Origin of the sequence: Pseudomonas sp. MM211, from assembly GCF_020386635.1 — a bacterium.
GTDB lineage: Bacteria > Pseudomonadota > Gammaproteobacteria > Pseudomonadales > Pseudomonadaceae > Aquipseudomonas.
In genome coordinates, this window is record NZ_CP081942.1 from 3,348,666 (window position 1) to 3,363,047 (window position 14,382).

Here is a 14,382-nt window from a genome sequence, read left to right on the forward strand (position 1 = left end):
GTGTGCAGGGTACGCCGCGCATGCCGTCGGCATGGGCGCACCCTGCACTCAAGCAAACCTGGAAATACCGCTGCGTGTAAAACCCCGTGGCACTAGCCGCAGAGCCAACCCACGGCTTTTTCGTCAAAGCAGGTGCAGATTCATGAGCAAGCAACCTCGTCAAATCAGCCTCGGCGCATTTCTCATGGCCACCGGGCACCATGTCGCCGCCTGGCGCCACCCCGACGTGCCAGCCGATCCGCTGGATTTCTCGGTTTACAAGCGCACTGCGCAGATCGCCGAAGCGGCCTGTTTCGACGCGCTGTTCGTGGCCGACAGTGTGGCAGCGCCGACCGATAGCATCGCCAGCCGCATGCCGCGCTCGGCGCACTTCGAACCGCTGACGCTGCTCTCTGCGCTGAGCGCGGTGACCGAGCGCATCGGCCTGATCAGTACGGTGACCACCAGCTACAACGAGCCCTATCACGTGGCCCGCAAGTTCGCTTCCCTCGACCAGCTTTCCGGTGGTCGCGCAGGCTGGAACCTGGTGACCTCGGACGCCGCCGCCGAGGCCTACAACTTTGGCCGCGACGCGCATATCCCTCACGCCGAGCGTTATGCCCGCGCGCGGGAGTTTCATGATGTGGTCACCGGGCTCTGGGACAGCTGGGCGGACGACGCCTTTGTGCACGACAAGGCCAGCGGCCAGTTCTTCGATCCGGCCAAATTGCATGTGCTCGACCATCACGGGGAGCACTTCAAGGTACGCGGGCCGCTGAACGTCGCCCGCTCGCCCCAGGGCAGACCAGTGATCGTTCAGGCGGGCTCCTCGGAAACCGGTCGGCAGCTCGCCGCAGAGACCGCCGAGGTGGTCTTCACGGCGCAGACCTCGCTGGCCAAGGCCCAGGCGTTCTATGCCGATCTCAAGGGCCGCCTGCAGGCCTTCGGGCGCAGCGAGGATTCGCTGAAGGTCATGCCCGGCGTGTTCGTGGTGGTTGGTCAGAGCGAGAGCGAGGCCCGCGAGAAATTCGATCGCTTCCAGGAACTGGTCGAGCCAGCGGTCGGCATCGCGCTGCTGGGGCGCATGCTGGGCAACTTCGATCTGTCCGGCTACCCGGCCGATGGCCCGCTACCGGCGCTGCCGCTGACGGAAAATGGCCAGCAGAGCCGGCAGAAGCTGCTGACCGAACTGGCAGGGGCGGAGAACCTGACCCTGGCGCAACTGGGTCGGCGTATCGCTGGCGGGCGCGGGCATTACAGCCTGATCGGCACACCCACGCAGATCGCCGACGAATTACAGGCCTGGTTCGAGGAGCGCGCTGCCGACGGCTTCAACGTTCTGGTACCGCATCTGCCGGCCGGTCTGGAAGATTTCGCCACGCAGGTGGTGCCCGAACTGCAGCGCCGCGGGCTGTTCCGCCGTGAGTATCAGGGCCGCACGCTGCGCGATCATCTGGGCCTGAGTGCGCCGCAGAACCGTTTCTTCACCCAGGAAAATCGATGAAATTCGTCTTCGCCTGTCTGCTGGCCCTAGGTGTTCCCGGCAGCGCCTTTGCGCTGTATGGCGACACCCGCCCCGACGCCCCCGAGCTTGCCGCACGTGGGGAGCATCATGTGGGTGTACATACCCTTGAGCTGGTAAACCGCGATCAACTCGACGTGCTGTCCATCGACGCGAAGAATCCTGCGCCGCGTTATGAGCGAAGGCTGCGCCTGGAAATCTGGTATCCGGCGCAACTGCCGGCCGGACAACAGGAACTGACCACCTACCGCGATGTGCTGGGTGCCGGTGCCAACGACCCCACGCGTCCCAACACGCCGTTCGAGTTCCCGGGCCGGGCATCGCGTGACGCGCCGGCGAGCGAGGGCCGTTATCCGTTGGTCATCGTCTCCCACGGCTACCCGGGGTCGCGTCTGCAGATGAGCTACCTGACCGAGCACCTGGCCTCCCACGGCTACGTGGTGGCGGCCATCGACCACCCGGAATCGACCCGCGCGGACAAGGCCGGCTTCGCCAGCACGCTGCTCAATCGCCCGCTGGACGATCTGTTCGTGCTCCAGCAGTTGAGCGCCTTGAGCGAGGCCGGCAGTGGCAGCTTCCTGGCTGGGCATGTGGACGTGCAGCGCACCGCCTTGCTGGGTTACTCCATTGGTGGCTACGGCGCGCTGAATGCCGCTGGCGCTAGTGTCAGCGCGGTGGCCAGCAGCCTGGTGCCGGGCAAGGCGCTCGAGCCACGACGTACCGGCAACCCCATCTACGAGGGCGGTCGAGACCCACGAATCAAGGCGCTGGTGCTGTTCGCCCCCTGGGGCGGGCGGCAGGGCATCTTCGATCAGGCCGGTCTGGCTGGCCTGCGGGTGCCGAGCCTGTTCGTCGCCGGTGACCAGGACGACGTCTCCGGTTATCGCGACGGTATCAAGCGCCTGGTAGACGGCGCAGTGAATGCCGAGCGCTACCTGCTGGTCTATCAGAATGCGCGCCATAACGTGGCACCGAATCCGCCACCGCCTGCCGCCAGCAGTCATCCCGACGATTTCTCCGCCTATGCGGAGCCGGTGTGGGACAGCGCGCGTATCAACAACATCAACCAGCATTTCGTTCTGGCGTTTCTCGACCAGCAGCTCAAGGGGCTGGATAGAAAGGCCTATCTTGATCTGACGCCGCTGGCCGTCGATGGCAAATGGTCGGTGGACGGCGAGGGGCGCCAGCAGGCCGACCACAGCTACTGGCATGGTTTCAAGAATCGCAGCGCCGTGGGCCTCGAGTGGTACCACCTGCCTGCCGCGCAACCTGCATTCATTCCCTGATGGAGAACCTCTGATGACCTACCTCGCCAACCCGCAGCGCTATGAGCGTGTACCGTATCGCCGCGTCGGCCGCAGTGGTCTGGTGCTGCCGGCCCTGTCTCTAGGCCTGTGGCATAACTTCGGTGACGCCACGCCCATCGACACCCAACGCGCCTTGCTGCGTACGGCGTTCGATCTGGGGATCAATCACTTCGATCTGGCCAACAACTATGGGCCGCCCTATGGCAGCGCCGAGAGCAATTTCGGTCGCCTGCTGCGTGAGGATTTCAGCCAGTACCGTGATGAGCTGATCATCTCCACCAAGGCCGGCTGGGACATGTGGCCAGGCCCCTACGGGCAGGGCGGCAGTTCGCGCAAGTACTTGATTTCCAGCCTCGACCAGAGCCTGCAGCGCCTCGGCGTGGACTACGTCGACATCTTCTATTCGCACCGCTTCGACCCGCACACGCCGTTGGAAGAAACCGCCGGTGCACTGGCCAGCATCGTCGAGCAGGGCAAGGCGCTGTACATCGGCATCTCCTCCTATTCGGCAGGCAAGACCCAGGAAATCGCCGCGCTGCTGCGGGCGCGCAACGTGCCGCTGCTGATTCATCAGCCGGCCTACAACCTGTTCAATCGCTGGATCGAGAAGGATCTGCTGACGGCGACCGAGGAGGAGGGTGCCGGGGTGATCGTGTTCACCGCGCTGGCCCAGGGGCTGCTCAGTGACAAGTACCTCGATGGCATTCCCGCCGACGCTCGGGTCAATCGCCCGGGTGGCGCGTCACTGCGACCCGAGCACCTGTCCGACGACAATACCGCTCGTGCCCGCGCCCTTAACGAAATCGCCCAGCGTCGCGGCCAGAGCCTGGCACAGCTGGCGCTGGCCTGACCCTGCGCGATCCGCGGGTCACCTCGGCGCTGATCGGCGCGAGCAAGCCGGAGCAGATCATCGAGAACGTCGCGGCGCTGGATAACCTAGCGTTCAGCGCCGAGGAGCTGGCGGAAATCGACCGTTACGCCGTCGAGGGCGGCATCAACCTCTGGGAAAAACCGTCGACCGACTGGCAGGAGTGAGCATGAAAGGTATGAAGTTAGCGGTTGCCGCACTGGCGTTGATCGGTCTTGTGCAGGCTGTAAATGCCGACCCGCAGACCTTGCGCATCGGCTACCAGAAAGGCTCGGTCAGCCTGGTACTGGCCAAGGAGCACGGCATGCTGGAAAAGCGTTTTGCCGACACCAAGGTGCAATGGATCGAATTCCCCGCAGGCCCGCAGATGCTCGAAGCGCTGAACATCGGCAGCCTGGATATCGGCGCCACGGGTGATATCCCGCCGATCTTCGCCCAAGCCGCAGGTGCCGATCTGCTGTACATCGCTGCCGAGCCACCGAAGCCCCAGGCTGAAGTGATTCTGGTGCCGAAAGACAGCCCCATTCAGTCCGTGAAAGCGCTCAAGGGCCGCAAGGTCGCCCTGCAGAAAGGCTCCAGCGCCCACAACCTGGTACTGCGTGCACTGCAGCGCGAAGGCCTGAGTTTTGCCGATATTCAGCCGATCTACCTGGCACCTTCTGACGCCCGTGCCGCCTTCGAGAGCGGCAGCGTGGATGCCTGGGCCATCTGGGATCCGTTCTATTCGGCCATCGATCTGGAAGGCAAGGCGCGGCTGCTGGCCAATGGCGAAGGCCTGGGCTTTATCGGCCCGTTTTTTCTCGCAGCACGGCCCTATGCCGAGGCCAACCCGGCGTTCATTCCACAACTGCTCGAAGAGCTGGGCCGCGCCGAGGCGCTGACCCGCGATGACAAGGCGGCGAGCATCAGCCTGCTGTCGCGCTTCATGGGCTTGCCCGAAGCGGTGATCGAGCGCACTTTCAGCCACCGCCCGCCATCGCCGCCCATCCCGGTCAGCGACGAAATCGTCGCCGCCCAGCAGCGTACCGCCGACCTGTTTTTGGAAAACCGCCTGCTACCGGTAAAGGTCGATGTCGAAAAAGCCGTCTGGCGTCCCTGAGTTCACGCATGTGTCGTTACGTGGGTTTCAGGCCGTCATGAGTTGCCCCTGCCGATTTAAAGTTTGCACTTTCCGTTTCCTTGCCAAGTCGTAAAAGGTGTAGGGCATGGCGCTGCGACGAGCGCTCTGCCAGACGCTGGCTTCGCCGCAGCGCCATGCCCTGCATCCGAACGGATGCCTGCACAGGCTTCTGATGCCAGGCGGATCACTTCGAGTGGTTCGCCGACAGATACGCAAGGAGATAGCCATGGGCTTGGGAACCATACTGCTGATCATTCTGATCCTGATGCTGGTTGGCGCCATTCCGGCATGGCCGCACAGCCGCAGCTGGGGCTACGGCCCCACGGGTGGGCTTGGGCTGGTGCTGGTCATCGTGCTGGTGCTGCTGCTACTCGGCTACATATGAGCCAGCGCCTGCGTCACTGAACTGACGCAGGCATCGCCGTCGGCGGCGACTGCCGCTGATGGCTCTGGCCACTTCCCGTTGCACACCCTTTACTCCCGTCTTTCCATTTCCGGAGGTCGCCTGCTTGGATCTGGTGATTGCACGGCCAGAAGGCCTGTATTGTCCTCCCGGAGACTTCTACATCGACCCTTGGCGTCCGGTAGAGCGCGCTGTCATCACCCACGGCCACGGTGACCATGCCCGCGGAGGCAGCGCCCATTATCTGGCGGCCGCTCCGGGTGAAGGTATTCTGCGCACCCGCCTGGGGCGCGATATCAACCTGCAGACCCTGGCCTATGGCGAGACCATCGACCACCACGGCGTGACCCTCAGCTTTCATCCTGCCGGCCACGTGCTGGGCTCGGCCCAGGTACGCCTCGAATACCGCGGCGAAGTCTGGGTCGCCTCTGGCGATTACAAGGTCGAGCCAGACGGCACCTGCGATCCCTTCGAGCCGGTGCGCTGCCACACCTTCATCACCGAATCCACTTTCGGCCTGCCGATCTACCGCTGGCAGCCTCAGGCGCAGATATTCGCCGGCATCAATGACTGGTGGCGGCAGAATCGCGAAGCCGGCCGGGCCAGCGTGCTGTTCTGCTATGCGTTCGGCAAGGCGCAACGCATCCTCCACGGTATCGACGCGAGCATCGGGCCGATCCTGGGCCATGGCTCCATGGAGCCGTTGCATCAGGTCTATCGCGATGCCGGGGTTTACCTGCCGGAAACGCGCTATGCCGGCGAGGTGCCCAAGGGCGATCCGCTACTGCGCCAGGCGTTGATCCTGGCGCCACCTTCGGCGGGTGGCAGCACCTGGATACGGCGTTTCGGTGACTACAGCGATGCCTTCGCCAGCGGCTGGATGCTGTTGCGTGGCACCCGTCGGCGGCGCGGTGTCGATCGCGGTTTCGTGCTCTCCGATCATGCCGACTGGCCTGGCCTGCTGTGGGCCATCGAGCAGACCGGAGCCGAGCGGGTCATGGTCACTCACGGTTCGGTGAACATTCTGGTTCGTCACTTACGTGAGCAGGGCCTGGATGCCCAGGCGTTCGACACCGAATACGGTGAAGAAGACGACGCAGCTGCGGAGCCGACCCCGTGATCGCCTTCGCGCAGCTGTATGCGCGCCTCGACGCCACCACCTCGAGCAATGCCAAACTGGCGGCGCTGCAGGACTATTTGCGCGACGCCGAGCCTGCAGACGCCGCCTGGGCGGTGTACTTTCTCGCCGGTGGCAGGCCACGGCAGCTGGTGCCTTCGCGGCAGTTGCGCGAGCTGGCCATGCAGCGGGCCGGCCTGTCGGCATGGCTGTTCGAGGAAAGCTATTCGGCGGTCGGCGATCTGGCGGAAACCATTGCACTGCTGCTGCCTGAAGCGACCTCGACCTCCCAGGACGGGCTGGCCGTCTGGGTGGAAGAAAAACTGCTGCCGTTGCGCGGACTGCCGCCGGACGAACTGGCGATGCGCCTCGACGCATTGTGGGCTCAGCTCGATGCGCCATCGCTGATGGTCAGCATCAAACTCATCACCGGCGCCTTTCGTGTCGGTGTCTCCAAGCTTCTGGTCACCCGCGCATTGGCTGCCATTGCCGATGTCGATGCCAAGCGCGTGGCTCAGCGTCTGGTCGGCTATACCGACTTGTCGCACCGGCCCACGGCCGCCTCTTACCAACGGCTGATCGCTGCCGAATCTGATGACGAACACGCTCAGCGCGGCGGCCAGCCGTATCCGTTCTTTCTCGCCCATCCGTTGCAGCGGCCACTGCAAGAATTCGACGCCAGCCTGGGTTCGCCCGCCGACTGGCTGATCGAATGGAAGTGGGATGGCATTCGGGCGCAACTGGTCAAGCGTGACGGCCAATTATGGGTCTGGTCACGGGGTGAAGAGCTGATCAGCGAGCGCTTCCCCGAACTTCAGGAGCTAGCGACATCGCTGCCGGACGGCACTGTCGTCGATGGCGAACTGGTGGTGTGGCGCCACGCTCCGGAGGCCACCGCTCGGCAGGGCGAGTTGATGGCCCAGGCTGCCGAGCAATCTGCCGAGCGGCTCAACGATCAGGTCGAGGAACAGCTCGAGCAATACGGCATTCAGCCCTTCGCCCTGTTGCAGCAGCGCATCGGTCGTAAAACCCTGAGCCGCAAGCTGCTCGAGGAGGTACCAGTCGCCGTACTGGCTTACGACCTGCTGGAGTGGCAGGGCGACGACTGGCGCAGCCGCCCGCAACACGAGCGCCGCGCTCAGTTGGAGCAGGTGGTCGCCAATTGTGCGAGCCCACGGCTGATGCCGTCGCCGCTGCTGCATGGCGAGAGCTGGCAGGCCCTGGCCGAGCAGCGCGAGGGCTCACGGGCGCTGGGCGTGGAAGGGATGATGCTCAAGGCGCGGGAGTCGGCTTACGGGGTAGGGCGCAGCAAGGACGTCGGTGTCTGGTGGAAGTGGAAGATCGACCCCCTGAGCGTCGATGCCGTGCTGATCTACGCCCAGCGTGGTCACGGCCGGCGTGCCAGCCTGTACAGCGACTATACCTTCGCCGTATGGGACGGCGCGCCAGGCGATCCCGAACGCCGACTGGTGCCGTTCGCAAAGGCCTACTCCGGGTTGACCGACGAGGAAATGCGCAAGGTTGACGCCATCGTGCGCAAGACCACCGTGGAGAAGTTCGGCCCCGTGCGCAGTGTCACGCCGAGCCTGGTGTTCGAACTGGGTTTCGAAGGCATCGCCCGTTCCCCCCGCCACAAGAGCGGCATCGCCGTGCGTTTTCCGCGCATGTTGCGCTGGCGTCATGACAAGACGGTGGAGGAGGCCGATACCCTGGCGCTGCTGCAGGAATTGCTGCAATGAGCCTGGCCAGTAGCTGGCTGCGGCGCAATGGCTGGACGGCATTCGACTTTCAGAAGGAAGTTTGGCAGGCAGTGGCCGATGGGCAGAGCGGCCTGCTGCATGCGTCGACCGGTGCCGGCAAGACCTATGCCGTGTGGTTGGCTGCTATCAATCGATTCGCGGGCAAGAATGCTGCCAAGAAGCCTGCCAGTGGCAAGCGCGCGCCACCGGCTGCGCCGCTCACCGTGTTGTGGATCACGCCGATGCGTGCCTTGGCCGCTGACACGCAACGTGCCTTGCAGGCGCCGCTCGATGGTCTGGAAATACCCTGGACGCTGGGCATGCGCACCGGCGATACCGGCAGCGCCGAGCGGCAGCGCCAGGCACGCCGCCTGCCGACCGCGCTGGTGACCACGCCCGAGAGCCTGACGCTGTTGCTCACCGGTGCTGACGCGAAGGCGCAGTTCGCCCATGTCGGCATGCTGGTGGTGGATGAGTGGCATGAGTTGCTCGGCAACAAGCGCGGTGTGCAGTTGCAATTGGCGCTGGCGCGGCTGCGCCAGTGGAACCCGCAACTTGTCGTCTGGGGGCTGTCGGCCACCCTCGGCAACCAGCCCCATGCCATGGAGGTGCTGCTGCCTGACGGTGGTGGTCGGCTGGTTCGCGGTGAGCAGGGCGCCAAACCGCAGATCGATACGCTGCTGCCGACGGCGATGGAACGCTTTCCCTGGGCCGGCCATCTGGGGTTGCGGTTGTTGCCGCAGGTGGTCGAGGAGTTGGAAGGCAGCAGCGTGACCCTGGTGTTCACCAACACCCGCTCGCAGTCCGAACTCTGGTATCAGGCATTGCTCGATGCGCGCCCGGACTGGGCCGGATTGATCGCCCTGCACCACGGCTCGCTGGCCCGCGAAGTCCGTGATTGGGTCGAGGGCGGGCTCAAGCAGGGCAAGCTGAAAGCCGTGGTTTGTACCTCCAGCCTGGATCTGGGGGTCGACTTCCTGCCTGTGGAGCGGGTTCTGCAGATCGGCTCGGCCAAGGGTGTCGCCCGCCTGCTGCAACGCGCCGGGCGTTCCGGTCATGCGCCGGGGCGTACCTCGCGCATCACACTGGTGCCCACTCACGGCCTCGAACTGATCGAAGCCATTGCCGTGCAGGACGCCGTCGCGGCCGGGCGTATCGAGGCCCGCGAATCGCCTCATCAGCCGCTGGATGTATTGGTTCAGCATCTGGTCAGTATGGCTCTGGGCGGCGGCTTCAGGCCTGATGAGCTGCTGCCGGAGATACGCAGCACCTGGGCGTATCGCGACCTTGACGATGCCCAGTGGCGCTGGGCCCTGGCGTTCGTGCGGCAGGGTGGGGAGTCGCTCAGTGCCTATCCCGATTATCAGCGTGTGGAGCCAGACGAAGAAGGCATCTGGCGAGTGCCCAGCCCGCGTCTGGCGCGCCGCCACCGGATGAGCGTGGGCACCATCGTCAGCGACGCCAGCGTTACGGTGAAATGGTGGAGCAAAGGCGGCGGCGGTGGCTCGCTCGGTAGCGTCGAGGAAGGCTTTATCGCCCGCCTGCATCCGGGCGACGTGTTTCTGTTCGGCGGGCGGCCCCTCGAGCTGGTCCGGGTGGAGAACATGACGGCCTACGTACGCCGCATCAATTCCAGCAAAGCCAGTGTGCCGCGCTGGAATGGTGGGCGCATGCCGCTCTCCAGCGCCCTCGCCGAAGCCGTGGTTGCACGTTTCGGTGAGGCAGCGCAGGGCCACTTCGATGGCCCGGAAATGCGCATGCTGCAGCCGCTGCTGGAAGTGCAGGCGCACTGGTCCGCGTTACCGGCGCCAGGCACCTTGCTGGCCGAAACCCTGCACTCGCGTGAAGGCTGGCACCTGTTCCTGTATCCCTTCGCCGGGCGCAACGTGCATCTGGGACTGGCCAGCCTGCTGGCCTGGCGCCTGGGCCAGCGGCAGCCGCTGAGTTTCTCGATTGCCGTCAACGACTATGGCCTGGAGCTGCTGTGTGCCAGCGAGGTTGATTGGGCAGGGCTGCTCGACACTGATCTGTTCGACGATCACGACCTGCTGCACGACGTGCTTGCCAGCCTCAATGCTGGTGAGCTGGCCCAGCGGCGTTTTCGCGAGATCGCCCGCATCGCCGGCCTGGTGTTCGGCGGTTACCCTGGCGCGGGTAAAAGCCTGCGCCAGGTGCAGGCCTCCAGCGGGCTGTTCTTCGACGTGTTCCGCCAGTACGACCCGGACAACCTGCTGCTGACCCAGGCCCACGATGAGGTTCTCAGCCAGGAACTGGATGTCAGGCAACTACAGTGCACCCTGGCCGACATGCGCGCGTCGCGTCTGAACCTGCATGAGCTACGTCGCGCGACCCCGCTGGCCTTTCCGCTGATGGTCGAGCGTTTTCGCGAGCGACACAGCTCTGAAAAACTCGCCGACCGCATCGTCCGTATGCTCGGCGAGCTCGAGCGTGCTGCAGGGCCGGGCGGGCAGGTTGTCGCTAAACCGCTGATTGAGGTCGAGCCAGCCATACGTCGTGGCGAGCGTAAGCGCAAGGATGGCCGTCCACGCCGCAAGACCAAGGGCAGTGAGGCATGAGCGGGACGCCTCACCTTGCCGTAGAGATCGCCGGTGAAACGCTGTGGTTGCTGGCCGATAAGGCGCTGTACTGGCCCGCCAAGCAGACTCTGCTGGTCGCCGACGCACACCTCGGCAAGGCCGCCACCTATCGCACCCTCGGGCAGCCGGTACCGCAAGGCACCACGGCGCGCAATCTGCAGCGGCTGGATGACCTACTGGCGAGCTATCCGACTCGCCGCCTGGTTTTCCTGGGAGATCTTCTTCACGCCCGTCCGGCGCGAACCGGCAGCACCCTGGCGGCCTTGCAGGCGTGGCGCAAACGGCATGCTGAGCTGCAGATCGTGCTGATACGCGGCAACCATGATCGCAGTGCCGGCGACCCACCAGCCGATCTGGCCATCGAGGTGGTCAGCGAGCCCTGGCGCATGGGGCCTTTCGCGCTCTGTCATGAGCCCCTGGATTGCCCCGGCCTGCATGTGCTGGCCGGGCATCTGCACCCGGTATTCGTGCTACGCGGGCGGGGGCGTGACCGCTTGCGTATGCCGTGCTTCAGCGTCGAGCAGAGCATCACCCTGTTGCCGGCCTTCGGTGAGTTCACCGGCGGCATGGCCATCGACTCAGCGCCTGGGCGAACGATCTATGGTGCGCTGGACGGTGCTGTTTGGCGCCTGAACCAGGGCTGATCTGCGGCCTGATGTCACGGATAAAAAACTGACTCACCGCCAGATATTCAATCTATCTATCTGATAAATAAAAAATTTATGATCAATAACCTCGCGTGTGACTAGGTTTTTATCTTTTTGGCTTCACCATCTGCATGGTGCCGCTCTAGTTATTTATTTTGCCGCCGATAGAATGCGTGCCGCTTAAATTTTCAGACTGGTCCAAGAATAAATCTCCAGCTGCTTAACCCCCTTAAAAAGGTCGGAGAACACTATGAACAGCTGGTTCGCGAACATCAGCGTAACTTTGAAACTTGCCTTGGGTTTTGGCCTCGTGCTTGCCCTTACCTGTGTACTTGCTCTTGCTGGATGGACCAGTCTGGGCAGCTTGATACAGCGCAGTGACTGGACGTCGGACATTGCGCGTTTGAACGACACACTGACCGAACTCCGTGTGACTCGCCTGCAGTACATGCTGGCGAACGGCGACGAAACCGTCGCCGAGACCGTGCAGAAATCCCTCGATGGCTTCAAGGCCCAGCATGCCCAGGTACTGTCGAGCTTCAAGAGCCCCGACAACGTCCGCTTGCTGCAAGCCCAGGGCGCGCAGATCGACGCCTATCAGCTATCGCTGAACAAGATGCGCAGCGGCTACCGTGCGAGCAATGACGCGCGCCAGGAAATGACCCGCAATGCGGTGACTGCCGGTCAGGCGATTGACGAGATCAATACCGCCGTATTGAACCTGCCGCCTTACGATGAAACCCGCGCTGCCCAGTTCCAGGCGATCACCAAGGCCAAGGAAGACTGGCAACTGGTGCGTTACCAGGTACGCGGCTACACCGGCGCCCCCAATGCGGACGCCGAACGTACCGCTATCACCCAGATCGAGACCACCATCAAGGATCTCGAGCAATTCCGTCAGGCGTTCTCAACCGAGCATTCCCAGCGTGTCAACCTGGTCGCTACCGGGCTGGACAACTACCGTGCAGCGGTCATGGCGTTCAAGGCCGCGACCGAGACCATTGCCGTGGCGCGCAAGGAGCTGACCGAAGAAGGCTATGAAATCGTCAAAATCAGCAAGGAGCTCACCGCGATCCAACTGGAGCGTCGTGACAGTGAAACGGCGTCTGCCCGCACCCTGCAATTGAGCACCACCGTGTTGGCGTTGCTGGTCGGTATTCTCGCCGCCTGGTTGATCACCCGACAGATCACCCGTCCGCTGCAGGAAACCCTGGTCGCGGTCGAGCGCATCGCCGGTGGTGATCTGAGCCAGACCCTGCACGTAACCCGTCGTGACGAAATCGGCGTGCTGCAGCAGGGCATCCAGCGTATGGGCACCACCCTGCGTGATCTGATTGGTGGCATCCGCGACGGCGTTACCCAGATTGCCAGCGCTGCCGAGGAATTGTCCGCAGTCACCGAGCAGACCAGCGCCGGGGTCAACAGTCAGAAGGTCGAGACCGACCAGGTCGCCACCGCGATGCACGAAATGTCCGCCACCGTGCAGGAAGTCGCGCGCAACGCCGCCGACGCATCCCGCGCCGCATCGGACGCCGACCGCGAGGCAGCACAAGGTGATCGCGTAGTGGCCGAAGCCATCGCGCAGATCGAGCGCCTGGCTGCCGAAGTGACGCGCTCCACCGAGGCGATGAGCCATCTGCAGAAGGAAAGCAACAAGATCGGCAGCGTGATGGACGTGATCAAGGCGGTGGCCGAGCAGACCAATCTGCTGGCACTCAACGCCGCTATCGAAGCCGCTCGTGCTGGTGAAGCAGGCCGTGGTTTTGCGGTGGTCGCCGATGAAGTCCGTGGCCTGGCGCAACGCACTCAGAAGTCCACCGAAGAGATCGAGGGCCTGGTTGCCGGTCTGCAGCAGGGCACTCAACAGGTGGCCAACATCATGCAGAGCAGCCGCGACCTGACCGACAGCACGGTGGAGCTGACCCGCAAGGCCGGTGGTTCGCTGGAAAGCATCACTCGCACGGTGTCCAACATCCAGTCGATGAACCAGCAGATCGCCGCCGCTGCCGAGCAGCAAAGTGCGGTGGCCGAGGAGATCAGCCGCAGCGTGATCAACGTGCGCGACATCTCCGAGCAGACTGCCGCAGCCAGTGAAGAAACCGCTGCGTCGAGTGTCGAGCTGGCCCGCCTGGGTAGTCAGCTGCAGCAGATGGTCAGCCACTTCCGGGTCTGATCATCACGCTTCAGTTGCAATGAAAAAGGCCGTTACCCTTTGGGGTAACGGCCTTTTTTGTGGCCTGCCGTTCACTGCAGATGCGCTTCGGCTGCGGCGTTTCTAGTGCGTCGCGATCCAGATCAGCAGGCCCGCCTGGAACAGGGCGAAGGCTACCAGGCAGGCGATGGTGAAGCGCAGGCCGCCGTCCTCGCGCTTGAGCTGCTCCAGGCGCTCATGCTGCTTGCGCAGTTGCACATCCTGCTCGTGCAGATTCTGATCCGCCTGCTGAAGCATCTGTGCGGCGTCCAGCTGTTCGATGAACCTGACCTTTTCGCCATTCCAGTCGCTGTGCAGGTCGCTGAGGCGCGATGCGCTGTAATGCGCCTTGAGCTGACCGTCCTGATAGTCGACGGCGAAACCCTGGGCCTTAAGGCAATGATCGCGGCGCGCGCGGGCCTCTTCGCTCAGCGCGTCGCGGCTCGGTAGCGGGCCGCTTTCGAGGGTGTAATGGGCGCAGTGCTGTTTGGCCCAGGCGGCTGCCTGAGCCAGCAGAAAGCGGCCAAGGCCACGGTTCTGCGGCTCCAGGCTCAGGCCGCTGTCCGGGCCGAAACGACCTTCCTTGGCGCGGTGGTCGAGCCACAGTTCCAGTACGTTCTGTTCCTTGCGCACCTTCTGCCCCGGCAATTGCAGGGTTAGGCGCAGCAGACTCTGTTCCTTGCTGTGCCGTTCGACCCGGCCCAGCTGCACGAAACGCAGCGGCCGCGCCCCGGTATGGCGGTCGATGGGCAGGGGCGCCAGGCGCAACAGGCGAAAGTGCTCCGGGCCGAGCGTGGCCCACGGATGGGACGACTCGGCCTGTTCCTCTTCAGGTGCGGCGACGGCTGGCGTTTCGCTGTCGGTCATGGGGCATTCCTCAAAAAACCGCCGC

General features: G+C 64.0%; 10 protein-coding genes and 2 pseudogenes. 11 read left to right on the plus strand and 1 reads right to left on the minus strand.

Annotated elements, in window-relative coordinates:
- Positions 1-142 precede the first annotated feature (142 nt).
- From K5Q02_RS15350 to K5Q02_RS24635, 11 genes and pseudogenes are all read left to right on the plus strand, one after another.
- Positions 143-1,483 (plus strand): LLM class flavin-dependent oxidoreductase, encoded by a 1,341-nt coding sequence (locus K5Q02_RS15350; protein WP_225831923.1) that lies wholly within the window; start codon positions 143-145, stop codon positions 1,481-1,483.
- A complete protein-coding gene (locus K5Q02_RS15355; protein WP_225831926.1) occupies positions 1,480-2,787 on the plus strand; it encodes an alpha/beta hydrolase family protein in 1,308 nt (435 codons plus the stop codon). Before K5Q02_RS15350 ends, K5Q02_RS15355 begins: the two co-directional genes overlap by 4 nt.
- A gap of 13 nt (positions 2,788-2,800) precedes the next feature.
- Positions 2,801-3,843 (plus strand): annotated as a pseudogene (mgrA, locus tag K5Q02_RS15360) (L-glyceraldehyde 3-phosphate reductase).
- Between the two features lie 2 nt (positions 3,844-3,845).
- The gene (locus K5Q02_RS15365) at positions 3,846-4,775 is read left to right on the plus strand and encodes a sulfonate ABC transporter substrate-binding protein (RefSeq protein ID WP_225831928.1); all 930 of its coding nucleotides are present in this window, start codon (positions 3,846-3,848) and stop codon (positions 4,773-4,775) included.
- 247 nt (positions 4,776-5,022) lie between these two features.
- Positions 5,023-5,181 (plus strand): DUF3309 family protein, encoded by a 159-nt coding sequence (locus K5Q02_RS15370; RefSeq protein WP_070883450.1) that lies wholly within the window; start codon positions 5,023-5,025, stop codon positions 5,179-5,181.
- 124 nt (positions 5,182-5,305) lie between these two features.
- Positions 5,306-6,319, plus strand: a complete 1,014-nt coding sequence (locus K5Q02_RS15375; RefSeq protein ID WP_225831931.1) for a ligase-associated DNA damage response exonuclease — start codon at positions 5,306-5,308, stop codon at positions 6,317-6,319.
- Entirely contained in the window at positions 6,316-8,055 is a 1,740-nt protein-coding gene (locus K5Q02_RS15380) for an ATP-dependent DNA ligase (protein WP_225831933.1), read from the plus strand. The genes K5Q02_RS15375 and K5Q02_RS15380 overlap by 4 nt, the downstream gene beginning before the upstream one ends.
- Positions 8,052-10,631, plus strand: a complete 2,580-nt coding sequence (locus K5Q02_RS15385; protein ID WP_225831934.1) for a ligase-associated DNA damage response DEXH box helicase — start codon at positions 8,052-8,054, stop codon at positions 10,629-10,631. Before K5Q02_RS15380 ends, K5Q02_RS15385 begins: the two co-directional genes overlap by 4 nt.
- Positions 10,628-11,296, plus strand: coding sequence for a ligase-associated DNA damage response endonuclease PdeM (gene pdeM, locus K5Q02_RS15390; RefSeq protein ID WP_225831936.1), 669 nt, complete (start codon positions 10,628-10,630; stop codon positions 11,294-11,296). Before K5Q02_RS15385 ends, pdeM begins: the two co-directional genes overlap by 4 nt.
- 253 nt (positions 11,297-11,549) lie before the next feature.
- Positions 11,550-12,569 (plus strand): annotated as a pseudogene (locus tag K5Q02_RS24630) (methyl-accepting chemotaxis protein); the annotation flags it as partial.
- A gap of 198 nt (positions 12,570-12,767) precedes the next feature.
- Entirely contained in the window at positions 12,768-13,472 is a 705-nt protein-coding gene (locus K5Q02_RS24635; RefSeq protein WP_442964009.1) for a methyl-accepting chemotaxis protein, read from the plus strand.
- 102 nt (positions 13,473-13,574) lie between these two features.
- Here the strand turns inward: K5Q02_RS24635 and K5Q02_RS15400 are convergent, their stop codons facing one another.
- Positions 13,575-14,357: a hypothetical protein gene (locus tag K5Q02_RS15400; RefSeq protein ID WP_225831940.1), complete on the minus strand. Its 783-nt coding sequence runs from the start codon at positions 14,355-14,357 to the stop codon at positions 13,575-13,577.
- Positions 14,358-14,382: the final 25 nt, after the last annotated feature.

What these genes read in the sequence shown, in the direction of transcription:
- K5Q02_RS15355 (WP_225831926.1), top strand. Translation starts at nt 1,480, where the DNA reads ATGAAATTCGTCTTCGCCTGTCTGCTGGCCCTAGGTGTTCCCGGCAGC.
- K5Q02_RS15350 (WP_225831923.1), top strand. Translation starts at nt 143, where the DNA reads ATGAGCAAGCAACCTCGTCAAATCAGCCTCGGCGCATTTCTCATGGCC.
- K5Q02_RS24635 (WP_442964009.1), top strand. Translation starts at nt 12,768, where the DNA reads ATGTCCGCCACCGTGCAGGAAGTCGCGCGCAACGCCGCCGACGCATCC.
- K5Q02_RS15400 (WP_225831940.1), bottom strand. Translation starts at nt 14,357, where the DNA reads ATGACCGACAGCGAAACGCCAGCCGTCGCCGCACCTGAAGAGGAACAG.
- K5Q02_RS15385 (WP_225831934.1), top strand. Translation starts at nt 8,052, where the DNA reads ATGAGCCTGGCCAGTAGCTGGCTGCGGCGCAATGGCTGGACGGCATTC.
- K5Q02_RS15370 (WP_070883450.1), top strand. Translation starts at nt 5,023, where the DNA reads ATGGGCTTGGGAACCATACTGCTGATCATTCTGATCCTGATGCTGGTT.
- K5Q02_RS15365 (WP_225831928.1), top strand. Translation starts at nt 3,846, where the DNA reads ATGAAAGGTATGAAGTTAGCGGTTGCCGCACTGGCGTTGATCGGTCTT.
- pdeM (WP_225831936.1), top strand. Translation starts at nt 10,628, where the DNA reads ATGAGCGGGACGCCTCACCTTGCCGTAGAGATCGCCGGTGAAACGCTG.